Annotated in this window: 13 protein-coding genes; 10 read left to right on the forward strand and 3 right to left on the reverse strand. The window is 56.7% G+C overall.

Annotation, left to right across the window (positions count from 1 at the left end; all coding sequences use genetic code 11):
- Positions 1 to 24: 24 nt before the first annotated feature.
- The gene (locus IEX96_RS08065) at positions 25 to 675 is read left to right on the forward strand and encodes an OsmC family protein (RefSeq protein WP_229773616.1); all 651 of its coding nucleotides are present in this window, start codon (positions 25 to 27) and stop codon (positions 673 to 675) included.
- A 196-nt stretch (positions 676 to 871) separates the two neighbouring features.
- Here the strand turns inward: IEX96_RS08065 and IEX96_RS08070 are convergent, their stop codons facing one another.
- Positions 872 to 1,420 carry an exonuclease domain-containing protein gene (locus tag IEX96_RS08070; RefSeq protein WP_150005757.1) on the reverse strand — a complete coding sequence of 183 codons (549 nt, stop codon included), beginning with the start codon at positions 1,418 to 1,420 and terminating at the stop codon, positions 872 to 874.
- 226 nt (positions 1,421 to 1,646) lie between these two features.
- Here IEX96_RS08070 and IEX96_RS08075 point away from each other — a divergent pair, with 226 nt between their 5' ends.
- Positions 1,647 to 2,417: a S1/P1 nuclease gene (locus IEX96_RS08075; protein WP_150005756.1), complete on the forward strand. Its 771-nt coding sequence runs from the start codon at positions 1,647 to 1,649 to the stop codon at positions 2,415 to 2,417.
- A gap of 92 nt (positions 2,418 to 2,509) precedes the next feature.
- The gene (locus IEX96_RS08080; RefSeq protein ID WP_150005755.1) at positions 2,510 to 4,243 is read left to right on the forward strand and encodes a thiamine pyrophosphate-requiring protein; all 1,734 of its coding nucleotides are present in this window, start codon (positions 2,510 to 2,512) and stop codon (positions 4,241 to 4,243) included.
- Here the strand turns inward: IEX96_RS08080 and IEX96_RS08085 are convergent.
- Positions 4,217 to 5,842: an acetate--CoA ligase gene (locus tag IEX96_RS08085; RefSeq protein WP_150005754.1), complete on the reverse strand. Its 1,626-nt coding sequence runs from the start codon at positions 5,840 to 5,842 to the stop codon at positions 4,217 to 4,219. The genes IEX96_RS08080 and IEX96_RS08085 overlap by 27 nt on opposite strands.
- A 108-nt stretch (positions 5,843 to 5,950) precedes the next feature.
- Between IEX96_RS08085 and IEX96_RS08090 the strand changes: the two genes are divergently transcribed.
- Positions 5,951 to 6,445 carry a MarR family winged helix-turn-helix transcriptional regulator gene (locus IEX96_RS08090; protein WP_150005753.1) on the forward strand — a complete coding sequence of 165 codons (495 nt, stop codon included), beginning with the start codon at positions 5,951 to 5,953 and terminating at the stop codon, positions 6,443 to 6,445.
- A 55-nt stretch (positions 6,446 to 6,500) separates the two neighbouring features.
- Here the strand turns inward: IEX96_RS08090 and IEX96_RS08095 are convergent, their stop codons facing one another.
- Positions 6,501 to 7,691 (reverse strand): OsmC family protein, encoded by a 1,191-nt coding sequence (locus IEX96_RS08095; protein WP_150005752.1) that lies wholly within the window; start codon positions 7,689 to 7,691, stop codon positions 6,501 to 6,503.
- A 471-nt stretch (positions 7,692 to 8,162) separates the two neighbouring features.
- On the opposite strand from IEX96_RS08095, the gene IEX96_RS08100 reads away from it, so the two are divergent.
- From IEX96_RS08100 to IEX96_RS08125, 6 genes are read left to right on the forward strand one after another with little or no spacing between them, the layout of a single operon-like run.
- Positions 8,163 to 9,188: a 2Fe-2S iron-sulfur cluster-binding protein gene (locus IEX96_RS08100; RefSeq protein ID WP_150005751.1), complete on the forward strand. Its 1,026-nt coding sequence runs from the start codon at positions 8,163 to 8,165 to the stop codon at positions 9,186 to 9,188.
- Positions 9,185 to 10,114 (forward strand): SDR family NAD(P)-dependent oxidoreductase, encoded by a 930-nt coding sequence (locus IEX96_RS08105; RefSeq protein WP_188873752.1) that lies wholly within the window; start codon positions 9,185 to 9,187, stop codon positions 10,112 to 10,114. Before IEX96_RS08100 ends, IEX96_RS08105 begins: the two co-directional genes overlap by 4 nt.
- A gap of 10 nt (positions 10,115 to 10,124) precedes the next feature.
- Positions 10,125 to 10,838, forward strand: a complete 714-nt coding sequence (locus tag IEX96_RS08110) for a Phenylacetic acid catabolic protein (RefSeq protein ID WP_150001100.1) — start codon at positions 10,125 to 10,127, stop codon at positions 10,836 to 10,838.
- A 53-nt stretch (positions 10,839 to 10,891) separates the two neighbouring features.
- A complete protein-coding gene (gene gtdA / locus IEX96_RS08115; RefSeq protein WP_150005748.1) occupies positions 10,892 to 11,956 on the forward strand; it encodes a gentisate 1,2-dioxygenase in 1,065 nt (354 codons plus the stop codon).
- Positions 11,953 to 12,552 (forward strand): hypothetical protein, encoded by a 600-nt coding sequence (locus IEX96_RS08120; protein WP_150005747.1) that lies wholly within the window; start codon positions 11,953 to 11,955, stop codon positions 12,550 to 12,552. Before gtdA ends, IEX96_RS08120 begins: the two co-directional genes overlap by 4 nt.
- A gap of 33 nt (positions 12,553 to 12,585) precedes the next feature.
- The gene (locus IEX96_RS08125) at positions 12,586 to 13,272 is read left to right on the forward strand and encodes a fumarylacetoacetate hydrolase family protein (RefSeq protein ID WP_150005746.1); all 687 of its coding nucleotides are present in this window, start codon (positions 12,586 to 12,588) and stop codon (positions 13,270 to 13,272) included.
- The last annotated feature ends 6 nt before the right edge of the window (positions 13,273 to 13,278 follow it).

Below are 13,278 nucleotides of genomic sequence, written 5' to 3' on the forward strand. Positions count from 1 at the left end.
AAAACTGACTGATCGATCAGTCAGATGTTGACATTCATTTTAATGGGTCACATTATCACCACTTACTTACTGGTCAGTCAATATGTTCCGGACAGCGCATCAACCCTTATTGCGGAGATCAAGCAGATGAGCCACATCATGAACGGCATCGATACCCAAGCCATGCAGAACCTTGCCTCGGAAATTGCCGCCGCGCCGGAGAAGGGGGCGGCCCTTTTTGGCGTACGCACAACTTGGTGTGGAAAATGCCGGTCCGAGTCACGCCCAACCACAATGCGGCTGGGTGGTGTCTCCCACGACCGCAAAGGGATGGCGGTTGTCGATGAGCCGCAAGAGCTTCTGGGGGATGACACCGGATTAAACCCTATGGAAATGCTCATGACGGCACTCAATGGCTGCATGACTGTCGGATATGTGGCTGGTGCCGCTGCACGCGGCATTACGCTCACCAAACTTGAGATCAAAACCGAAGGCGAGTTGGACCTGCGCGGATTTTTTGGCCTCGACCCTCTCGTTAAGCCCGGCTTCGACACATTGCGCTATTCCGTACATATTTCCGGTGACGGTACGCCCGAGCAGTTTGAGGAAATCCATCAATCGGTGATGCGCCTATCACCGAACCGCTTCAACGTTTCCATGCCGGTGCGGCTTGAAGCCACATTGTGTGTCGAGTGACGATACGCACCAGAACGACGATACACAGACGATACTCAGCAGAACAGAGTGTTCCAGCATGGCGCGCGGCGGACGTCTTGTTGAACCGGATCCGCACAATGGGCGATGCCGCGCGCATCCTGGCATGCTTTGGGCTCGCTCGTTCGACATAGCCTGAAATCTTGCGACCGGATCGGATGAGGACGCCCTGACAGGATCATCGGGTGGCCACCGGAACCCGGTAAGAGGGCGGGTTAAGCCTTGCCCGTTCTATGGGGAAATCTTCCTCAATGGCTTTGGTGATGATCCGGGCGCAGGCACGGGCGTCGGACAAGGCATCATGATGTTGAAGCGCAATATTGAAATGTGAACATACGGCGGGAAGTGTTGTGGGATAGATGCCCCATGCCTGCCGGGCCAGTTGCACTGTGCATAATGCGCCAAGGGATGGGGGCGTGTGTCCGGCCTTCCCCATACAGGTCAAAAGCACTTTTCTGTCGAAGGCGGCATTATGTGCAGCAATAAAATCGGCCCCCGTAAAATGCCCGGTGATCGTGGGTAAAAGCTCTTTGAATGTGGGGGCGTCGCACACATGCTGCCATGTGAGGCCGTGGATATGTGTGAAGTGAAAGGTCTGTCTTGGTGGGCGGATCAAATAGGCTTTTTCCTCGCAGATTCGACCATTTTCAATCTGCACGACACCAAGCGCACAGGCGCTGTCTGCTCCCGTATCGGCGGTTTCAAAATCAAGCACGACAATTTTCATAGTCTATCCCCGGATGCCCTTGGCGCATTGGTTTTTGAGTGGATTTATGAGTGTGGGCTTTTCCAATCTTTGCATCCTAAGTGAAAAAGACATTTTTTCTTCGGAGAAAAAGACTGGCACGGCTTTGGTTTTGATGCGTGCCGATATTCTTGCCGCTCCATCGGGCTTTGCCTTCCTTTGGAACTGCATTATCAATGAAGACAGGGTTTTATAAAGGGAGATCACGATGCGCTTGTTGTCTGTGTTGACGGTTTGTGTGGCTATGGCTGGGCCGGCCTATGGCTGGGGGCCGATCGGTCATCGGACCACCGGAGCCATTGCCGAAAACCATCTTAATGAAAAGGCGCAGGCGGCCGTCCGCGATCTTTTGGGGCCGGAAACATTGGCGGAAGCCGCCACCTGGCCCGATGATATGCGCTCCAATCCCGATCCTTTCTGGCAGAAAACCGCCAACCCTTGGCATTATGTGACTGTCCCGCACGGTAAAAGTTACGAAGCTGTCGGGGCTCCGGATCGGGGGGATGCCATCACCGCTTTGGAGCAGTTTTCCCGCACTGTAACCGATGAAAGTGCGCCTTTGGCCGATCGGCAATTGGCCTTGCGGTTTATCGTGCACATCATTGGCGATTTGCATCAGCCTTTGCATGTGGGCAATGGCACGGATCGCGGCGGCAATGATGTGAAGCTGAAATGGTTTGGCAAAGACAGCAATCTGCATTCTGTGTGGGACAGTGGCCTTATCGATTTTGAAAAGCTGTCTTATTCCGAATTGTCGGCGTGGCTGGATTCCAAAATTACCCCCGAACAGGTGGCCCAATGGTCCAACGCCGATCCCGACATATGGATGGTGGAAAGTGCGGCTTTGCGGGACCGGATCTACCCCGAATCGGGAGATTTGAGCTGGACCTATCGTTATGAAAATGTGCCCCATGTGAAAAAACGGTTGTCTATGGGGGGGATTCGTATTGCCAGCTATCTGAACGCCCTTTTCCAATAAAAGAAGGCGCGTTCCCTTCTGCGACAAAAAGTCCTTGCGACGATCTTATTGTTAGGTCACCATACAGTCTCTTTTTGCAACAGGGGACAATAATGCGCAATGGCAATGACCAGAAACCGATGACACTGGCTGCACAAACCGTCGCGGAAGCGATGTTGGGGCTGATGAAGGCGCGGGGGATTGATTATCTGTTTGCCAATGCTGGCACGGATTTTCCCGCCATCATTGAAGCTTATGCCCGTGTATCGCAATCGGGTCTGGCATTGCCCACACCGATCATCGTGCCCCATGAAAATGCAGCGGTGTCTATGGCCCATGGCTATTATCTGGGCAGCGGACGGATGCAGGCCGCCATGGTGCATGTGACGGTGGGGCTGGCCAATAGCCTTTGTGCCTTGCTGAATGCCAAGCGCGAAAATGTGCCGATCTTTTTTGGCGCAGGCCGCACCCCTATCACCGAAAGCGGCGATGCCTCCAGCCGCGATGTGTCGATCCATTGGGGGCAGGAAATGTTCGATCAGGCGGGCATGCTGCGCGAAGCGGTGGTCTGGGATTATGAGTTGCGCACCGGCTGCCAGATCGAAACGGTGGTGGATCGGGCGATGGCCCTGGCGCAAGGTGATCCGGGCGGGCCGATCTATCTGGGGATGCCGCGCGAAACATTGGGCGCTCCTTTGAACGGCTTGCAAACCACCGGGAAAACCCGCATCGCTCCGGCGCGGGAAACGGGTGTGGATCAGGCGGCGATTGAAGAAGTTGCAGCAATCCTTTCGGATGCGAAACGACCATTGATTGTCACCAGCCGTTCCGGACGGGAGCCGGCAGCGGTAAAGGCTTTGGCCGACTTTGCCGAAGCGGCTGCCATTCCGGTGATCGAATATCGCGCCAATTATCTTAACCTGCCGTCCGAGCATCCGATGCAGGCGGGTTTTGATTTCGGGCCTGATTTTGCCGATGTGGATGCCATTCTGGTGCTGGAGACGCCAGCCCCCTGGCTTCCGGCTCGCCATGATTGGCCGCAGCATGCTCCGGTGATCCAGATGGGTGCCGATCCCTTGGCTGCCGATATTCCCATTCGCGGTTTTCCTGCGGATATTACCATCAAATGCCGTCCCTCGCAGGCTTTGCCGGCGCTGCAAAAAGCCTTTGAACGGGCAACGGCCACACGGAAATCAGAGGTGGCGGCCCGCCGCTCTGCCCTTACTAAGGCCCATGAAGCCGCCCGCGCAAAACGCCGCACGGCACTTTTGGGGGGCGATCAAGCACCCGCCACCATGTCTCCGGCTTGGGTCAGTGCCTGTTTGGATCGGGTGAAGGGGCCGGATGCCATCATCGTCAATGAAATCGGCTGTATCCGTCCGGTGATGCAGTTCTCCACGCCCGGCACTTTTTTCGGCCCCAGCAATGCGGGCGGTCTGGGCTGGGGGCTGCCTGCCTCGATGGGGGTAAAGCTGGCGCAGCCGGACCGTTTGGTGGTCTGCACCCTGGGGGATGGCAGCTATATGTTCGCCAATCCGGTGGCCTGTCATCAGGCGGCGGCAGCGCATAAGATTGCCACCCTGACCATCGTGTTCAACAATCGCCGCTGGAATGCAGTGAAAACTGCCACGGCTTCGGTTTATCCCACAGGCCATGCCATGCGGGCCAATCAGATGCCCATGACGGCGTTGGACCCGTCTCCTGCCTTTCACGATATTGTCCGCGCTTGCGGTGGCTATGGGGAAGAGGTCAGCGATCCTTTGGAGCTTCCCAAGGCTTTGGAGCGGGCATTGGCTCAGGTGGCGGCGGGCACTCCGGCGTTATTGAATGTCCTGACCGAACATTGATCGCAGCGCCGCCCTTCGGATCTTGCCCGATGCGGTGCGGGGCAAGGCTTTGACAAAAACAAGGCGGCGCGGCGCTTTATAAGGGGCGATGCGCTGCTTGATATGGGCGATCAGGGCCTCGCCGAGGGTGGTTTGTTCTTCGGCATCAAGAGGGCGTTGCACCTCGATGACGGCGGCAATGATCTGGCCGCGGTCGGGATCGGGCAGGCCGATGACGGCGCAATCTCCCACCTGTGGGTGGGTGGCGAGAACCTGCTCTACCTCGATGGCGGAAAGGGTATAGCCCGATGATAGAATCAGATCATCATAGCGGCCCTTGAACCAGACATCCCCCGCCGCATTCATGCGGCACAGATCACCGCTAAGCGTCCAGCCATCCTGCACAGCCTGCGCCTGATTTTCCGGATCGAGATAACAGGCCCCTGTCGGGCCGCGCACCAAAAGTCGTCCGGTTTCGCCCGGTGCCAGTTGGGCGCCCGTGTCGTCAATGATTTTAAGCATATATCCCGGCACCGCCCGCCCGATGCTGCCCGGTGCATAAGTGCCTTCTCCGGTGGTGATATAAGGCCCTAGCATTTCGGTGGACCCCAAAACATCAATGATGGCAAGCCCGGTGCGGGCCATCCATTCTTGTGCCAGATCCGGCGATAAAGGTTCCCCCGCGGAAAAGCAGCGGCGCAGGCGGCCCAAGGGAATGTCCCGGCCCAAAGCCAGCATCCGGCGGTAGGCGGTGGGAACGGTTACCAATATGCTTGGGTCAAGCTGCGCCATCTGGTCCAAAAGCGCATCGGGATGGTTTTCTTCCTGAAGGGCGATGCTGGCCCCTGCGGCCAATGGGCAGGCAAATAACAGTCCAAGGCCATAAGCAAAGGCGAGAGATGGGCTGCCAATCACCAGATCGTCGGGCTGTGCGCCATAAATATGCGCCCCGAAGCTACCGGTAACCGCGCACAGGGCTTTGTGGGAATGGACGACCGCTTTTGCCCGTCCGGTGGTGCCGCTGGTAAACAGGATCAACGCCGGATCATCGGCCGAACACAGAACCGTCTGGTCCTGTGGTCCGCATCGGGAAAGCCTGTGCAAAAGGCTGTCATCGGCTTGGCACAGGGCAGGGCTGTGGCCTGTAAGGGTGGCGGCACGCGCAAGGGCATCTGCTCTGTCCGGCGTACAAAATGCGACATTGGGGCGCGCGGTTTTCAAGATATGGGACAATTCTTCATGGCCAAGGGCCGGCGCACTGGGAAGGGCCACACCGCCGGCAAGCATCGTTCCCAGCAAGGCCACTATGAGGAGTGGGCTGTTGGGGGCGCGGATCAAAACGCGATTGCCCGGCACAAGCCCATAATCGGTTGTTAAAAGCCGGGCGAAACGCATGGCCTGATCGGCAAGTTCGGTCGCCGTCCACCGAATCGGGCCGCCGAAATAGATAGCCTGCGCGCCCGCCTTTTTCATCGCACGCTCAACTAAAAATTGAGCAGCGTTCAATCGGGCTGGAAAGCACAGTTCTGGCAGGGTATAGAGCAGATCAGGCTGCAATGATGGCGCAGGCAGGCGGTCGAGCAAGAACGGGTCCTGAAATGCGGACGGGGGCACGGTCATGGGCTTCTCTGTCTTGTTGCCTTACAATTACGATATGGGCTTGGCGGCGATGTCACAAGTCCAAAGCACGGTGGAGCGGAAAGGCTTGCCAAAGGGGAGATAGGGGTGATGACAGTTTCGGCCAATCCACAGGCGAAGGAGGCTAATTTGCAGGCCAAGAAACGTCGCACAAAAACGCAAAAGGTTGATTTTTCCAGCCTGGATGACCTGTTTGGTTTTCGACTGCGGTTGGCGCAAGTGCGGTTGTTCCAGCATTTCCGCGAGTCTTTGGCGAGCTTTGAGGTGACGCCGGGGCAAGCCGGCTTGCTGATCCTGATCCGCGACAATCCCGGCATTAGCCAATCGGGCCTTGCCCGCGCCGTCGAGGTGGAGCGGGCCACATTGGGCCAAACCATCGAGGGGCTTTTGAAGCGCCAGATTGTAACGCGCCATCGCCGGGAAGGAGATCGGCGCGCCTATTCTTTGGAATTGTCGGAGTCAGGCAAAGCCTTTGTGGATCGCCTGATCCCCGCCATTCGCGCCCATGAGGCCGATGTGTCCCGGCGTTTGACGGCCAGCGAATTCGAGCGCTTGCGGAGCCTGTTGGAAAAATTCCTCGGCTAAGGCACGCCAAATCCCACGGCTGTGCGGGCTGGTTCACAGGGGGTGAATGAACAGCTCAGGCCGGTTCATTGATCCGGATTTTTGCCTTGAGCGCGGTGCGGCAGGCCGCATGCAAGAAGCAGGTTTGCTCGCCCATATCCACAAGATTCTGGATGGCATCATCGGGTTCACTGGAATCGATATGCACATGGGTGCGCACGGTTTCCGCGCTGGCTGGTGTCATGGAGCCAGAGGATGCGCCGGGCAGGCTGAAAGCGGTATCCTGCACAAGACTATAATGATCCAGATTCTGCTTCATGATATGGGCGAAGCGCCCGATTTGCGTCATATAGCAAAAGGCCAGACCTGCGGACAGATATGCAAGGCCCGAAGGGGCGCGCCCTGTGCCACCCAAGCCGGGGGCGCTGTCTCCCAAAAAGCGGAACACGCTGCCAATGGGCTTGAACAATTGCACTTTGTTTTCCAGCAAGCCGTCTTCGCGGCGATGGGCTATTCCGCGAATATGTAATTGCCGTTTTTGTTCGGACTGAAGGCTGGAGCCTGCCCCGCCCTCTACGCCGAACACGGATTGGGCGCTGTCCAGCTTGGTGATGATGTCTTCTGCGGCTGTCACCGACATATCACGCTGGATACGGTCGAAACTGTCGCCGGGGCGTGCAAGGCTGTCCCCGTCCACCGCTTTCACGCGGTTCAGGGGCAGTGTTTTCCCATTATGCTTCAGGGTAAATTCCGATGTGAAGACATCGCGCATCAGGGCAAAAGCGGGAGATCCTGCGATGGCGGCCACCACCAGATCCATCAGGGCTGGCCGGTCCAGATCCGTTTTTGCGGAGATGTCGACGACGGGCGATAAGGCACCACCGGTCATGGTGCCTTTCAGTGCCGAGCCTTCCATCGAATAAAATGTATCAAGGGTGAGGGTGAATTCACCAAGCTTCACGCCGCGGGCTGCAGCCAATGCCTCGATTTCGCAATAAAGCGAGAATGTCAGCCCTGTGTTGAAATGGGCCAGCGGAAAGGGAGCCAGATCCGTTCCATTGAGATAAGGCCCTTCATCGCAGGCAAGGCTCCATACCGTCTTTGACAGACTGTCCCAAACCAAAGCCTGTTTTTGCATCCCGTCCATGGCGCGGGACAGACACCGGATCGCGATTTGGCCTTTGCCCGGCGTGATCCCGGAAAAACGGTCGTCAATGCCTGTTGCCGGGAAGGCAAGGGGAAGATTGGAGGCTTCGATTGATGTCATGACGGCTCTCTTTCAAAGGGGTCTTTTGGTGCCTGTCCTTGGAAATATAGCGAAAACAAGAAGGCGATTTTTGTCATTATACCTTACAATTAAGAAAGGCCAAGAAAATTCCTGATTACAGGAAAAGCACAAAGACGCGTGGCCATAATCATGGGGTGAGGTGCGCGGATAAGACATTGATATCTTAATGCGGTCACGCTGGCATTGGGGAGAAAGTGGATGGAGTCACATATTTGTGAACTGGAGGGAGGGTTGGTGCAGAGGTTTTCGATAAGATCATGAATATGAAGGATTATTTTTAATACTTGCGAAGGATGTTTGAATTAAATTTGTTTGGAAGCCATACAATTACTTGACGATTGTCAGGGTAGGTGACAATCTAATCGCAGGTTTTGTCCCGTACCGCACAGGATGGTCTTGGACCTTCTGTTGGCGGGCGGTTATCGGGGCGAAAGAAGAATGGGGCGTTGGATGACCTATCGGGTTTCAATCAAAGGTGATGATACGGCTTTGTCGGTGGAGATGGGGCGCACCATTCTTGATGCCGCCTTGGCTCAGGGCGGTCCTTTTCCCCATAGTTGTCGTGCGGGGAATTGCGGCACCTGCAAATGCCGCTTGCTTTCGGGCGAGGTGGAAATGTCGCCCTATTCCGAATTTGCGCTGACCGATGCGGAAAAAGACCGCGGCTTTATTCTGGCGTGCCGCGCCGTACCGTGGAGCGATTGCGCCATTGAATTGGCGCAAGAAGATGATCAGGTGGTGCATCCTTCGCGGGATATGGCTTGCCATGTGGTCTCCATCAAACCGTTGACCCATGATATTCTGGCTTTGGAACTGGCAATTCCGCCCGGCGCACCTTTCCGTTTTACGGCTGGCCAGTTTGCGGATGTGGCCTTGCCCGGCCTGCCAGCCAGAAGCTGGTCCATGGCCAATCAACCCGATGCGGAACATCTGGTTTTTTATGTGCGTGTGATACCGGGTGGACGGGCCAGCACCTATCTGGCCAATCACTTGAAACCGGGCGATCCTGTGCGGGTGAAGGGGCCGGGTGGAACGGCTTATCTGCGGGAAGGGCGGAAAGGGCCGATTTTGGCTATCGCTGGCGGGTCTGGTTTGTCGCCGGTTCAATCCATCGTTGATCGCGCCGCCGCATTGGGCTGGGCTGATCCGGTGCATGTCTATTTCGGGGTGCGTGATGCGCGGGATTTGTATCTCGGCGATCATTTCGAAGCGCTTTGTGCCCGGAACGACCAGTTTCATTATACGCCGGTTCTTTCCGAACCATCGGGAGACACGCCCTATCGCACCGGCATGGTGACCGATGCTGTGGCGCAGGATTTTCCGACTTTGGAAGGCTTTGCCGCCTATCTGGCGGGGCCGCCGCCCATGGTGGAGGCGGCTGAACGCCTGTTGCCATCCTTGGGGATTGCCCCGTCCGATATTCATGCAGACGCTTTTTACACCAGCGCCGACCAACAACAGGAGCCAAAGCCATGACCGACCTGCTTTTAGCGGGCAAAGTCGCCATTATCACCGGGGCCGGGCGCGGCATAGGGCGTGCGGTGGCCGAACGTTTTGCATCGCTTGGGGCGAAATTGGTGCTTGCCGATAATGGGGCCTCTATTGATGGAAAGGCCCATGAACCGGGGGTGGCTCAGGCGCTTGCGGAAAAGATCGGCCCTGCGGCCGTGGCCTTTGAACAGGATATGGCAAGCCCTGATGCGGCAGCCGACGCTGTGGCGCTGGCGAAAGAGCAGTTCGGCGGTGTCGATATTTTGGTGAACAATGCCGCGATCCTGCGTGATGCCATGGTGTGGAAAGGTGATCCGGCAGATTTCGATGCCGTGATCCGCAATAATTTATCGTCGGCATGGTATCTGGCCAATGCAGCCACCCCTTTGATGCGGGCGCAAGCCAAGGAAGGGCGCACGGGCGGGCGCATTTTGTCGATGGTTTCGTCGGCAGGGTTTTACGGAAATTACGGCGTATCGTCTTATGCCGGGGCGAAGGCCGGGCTGTTGGGCCTTAGCCGCGTTTGGGCGCTGGAACTGGCGCGGGCGGGCATCACCGCCAATGCCATCATGCCCTTTGCCGCCACCCGCGTTACCGAAAGTCTGCCGCCCGCAACTGATTTGCTGAAAGACTATAAAGCCCGCGCGTTGAAATTGCCGGCAAAACCGGTGGCGGTGGCCGCCGCCTGGCTGGCATCCGAATTGGGGCAGAACGTTACCGGTCAATTGATCGGTGTACGGGGGCGCGATGTGTTTTTGATGAGCCAGCCGCGTCCCATAGCCCATGCCATTGCCGAGGGCACGGGTTGGGATGAACCGTCTTTGGCTCACGCCACGCAAAGTCTGTTCAACGACCATTATGTGGATCTGCAATCCGACCTAGAGGCTTTCAATATCGATCCCCTTGCATAAGGAGGGTGCCATGAGCACAACCGAAATGACCGCAGTTAAAACCATTGAAGATTTTGACGCCCAACCCGAAGAATATAAGACCGCCATTAAAAAACTGGTGCGCAGCCATGCCATCAACGAGCTTTATGGCGCACAGGTATTTGATGAGCCGGCCATCAGCCTTGCCCCCACGCCCTATGCCAAATGGCTGACTTGCCGCGTGGCCATGGAAGAATATGGCCATCATGTGCGGTTCAAGGAATTGGGGCTGCGCCTTGGCATTGCCGAGAAAGACCTGCTTCCCGGTGGAGACAAAAAGCCTTTGTCGATCTTTGAGTATCCGCTGAAATCCTGGGCAGAATTCTGTGTCATCAAGCTGCTTGCGGATCTGGCAGAGATTTTACAGGTGGAAGATTTGTTGCATTGCACCTTCCATCCTTTGCGCAATCTGGCCCGTGCCACCATGCCGGAGGAAAAATTCCATGCGGATTTTGGTAAGGAATTCACATCGGAAATGATCCGCACACCGGAAGGAAAAGCCGCTATCCAGCAGGCAATTAACGACTATTTCCCTATTCTTCCGGGCTTTTTCGGACGGTCAAAATCGAAAAACAACGAAATGTTCCGCAAATGGGGCATCAAGCTGCGCACCAATGAAGATATGCGTGCAGATTATCTTTCACGCGCCCAAGAGCTTGTGGATGAATTGGGGCTGACCTTACCGGATGTCCCGGATGCGGCCTAAGCGGCTTTAAGGCGCAAAATGTCGTTTGAATAGGGTCATGGGGAGCATAGGTGATGACGATATCGGATGCGGGCAATGATCTGGAAGCGGCGCGGTCGGCATTTTATCACCGGCTGAAAGACCGCAATATGTCGGCCTTGTGGACGGTGCTGCACGATCTGGTGCCGCGGGCTCCGCGCCGGGACCAGATGGCGGCTTCATGGGCCTATGCCGATATCCGCCGCACATTGATGGAGGCGGGAGAGCTGATCACCGCCAAGGAAGCCGAGCGTCGTGCCTTGATTCTGGAAAACCCCGCATGGCCGGGTGAATCGCGCATCACGCCAACCCTTTATGCGGCTATCCAGCTTGTGCTGCCCGGCGATGTGGCGCCCGCCCACAGGCATACCCAATCGGCCTTGCGCTTTGTTTTGGAAGGCTCCGGTGCGTTCACGGCGGTCAATGGCGAACGCACCTTCATGGAGCGTGGGGATTTCGTCATTACCCCCAATTGGGCATGGCACGATCATGGGAATGATAGTGACGTACCCATGATTTGGCTGGATGGCCTTGATATTCCCTTGGTATCGTTCATGAATGTGGGCTTCTCCGAACCCGGAGAGGCGGATCGCCAAGCGGTGACAAAGCCCGCACAAGATGCTCCGGCGCGTTTTGGCAGCGGGCTTTTGCCTGTGGATTATGAGGCAAGCGCCTATTCCACCTCGCCCATTTTCAACTATCCCTATGCCCGTAGCCGGGCCGCTTTGGAGCAATTGCGCGTGGCGGATGTTTATGATGCCTGCCATGGCATCAAGCAGAAATATGTGCATCCCGCCACCGGCGATTTTGCCATGCCCACCATCGCTACATTTTTGCAACTTCTGCCGAGAGACTTTGACACCCATCCTTATCGCAGCACGGACAGCACGGTGTTCGTGGTGGTGGAAGGACGGGGTCATTCGATGATCGGTGACCAGCGTTTTGATTGGGGTCCCAATGATCTGTTTGTGCTGCCCACATGGACAAAGGTAACCCATCATCCGGCTGAAGATGCGGTGCTGTTCAGCTATTCCGATCGGGGTATCCAGCAAAAACTGGGGCTGTGGCGTGAAGACCGCTTTGAAGAGCTGCGAACATGACGGACAATTCCCATAGCAATGCGCCCCAAGATGCGGCTGCGGCTATCGCGCGGTTGATCGAGGATATAGACAGCGCTTCATGGTTTGCGGCTGTAGGGGAACCCGCCACCGATGACGAGCAGAAAGAAGCCCGCAGCTATGTGGACGGGCTGGGATTCAGCGCCGCCCGGATACAATGGCAAAGCGATTGGGCGGCAGCACGGGCGGCGATCCGGCGCACCGATTGGGCGCAAGACTGGTGGCAAAAAGAGCATCAGTTGCAAACGGATCTCTATCAGCAAGCCGCCGACCATTTGGGAGAAACGGTGCTGTTGCATCTGTTGTCCGATGTGACCGATGCGGCCACCCGGTTGCTGCATGGTCCGGCAGCGGTGGCGGCGGCGCGGGGCGGTGTTGCAGATCAGGGCTTGATCCGGGCGGCGGCAGGATCGGCATCGCAAAGCTGCTATCAAATGGCCTTGTGCCGATTGCAAAAGCCCTTGGCCACGGGGCCTTCCCCGCCGCCAACAGACCATCCATTTCTGTGCAAATTCCGGCTGTTTGAAGCGGGCCGTTGGCCGCTTTCCATGGCCGTGAACACGCTCTTTGTTTTTTGATCTGTCCCTTCGTAAATCCGGTAAAGGTACGCCATGTCTTATGTTTTTCCCCCGGCCCCTACGCCCAGTGTTGAAGTTTTAGGCACTCTGGAGCGCTTCCCCGTACACCGCATTTATTGCGTTGGCCGCAATTATGCCGCCCATGCCCGCGAAATGGGTATGGACCCCAACCGCGATTTGCCTTTCTTTTTCACCAAACCGGCGGATGCGGTGGTGCCCAATGGCGCATCGGTGCCTTATCCGCCGAAAACGGCCAATTTCCATCATGAAATCGAATTGGTGGTGGCGATCGGCAAGGCTGGCGAGAATATCCCGGTCGAACAGGCATTGGATCATATTTTCGGCTATGCCGTGGGCAATGACCTGACCCGCCGTGACCTTCAGCTTGAAGCCCGTGAAAAAGGACGCCCATGGGATACGGGCAAAGCCTTTGATAAATCCGCGCCTATTTCCGCCATTCGTCGGGTATCGGAAATTGGGCACCCCGAGACAGGGCGGATCTGGATTTCGGTGAATGATACCATCAAGCAAGATGCCGATATTTCCCATTTGATCTGGAATGTGGCGGAAACGGTGTCGATCCTTTCGGGCCTGTTCAAATTACAGCCCGGCGATCTGATTTTCACAGGGACGCCCGCAGGGGTTGGCCCCGTGCAATCGGGGGATGTGATGACCGGTGGAATCGATGGCGTGGGTGAATTGTCCACCCGTATTTTATAAGGGGGC

Source organism: Iodidimonas muriae, assembly GCF_014647255.1.
Classification (GTDB): Bacteria; Pseudomonadota; Alphaproteobacteria; order Sphingomonadales; family Rhodothalassiaceae; genus Iodidimonas; species Iodidimonas muriae.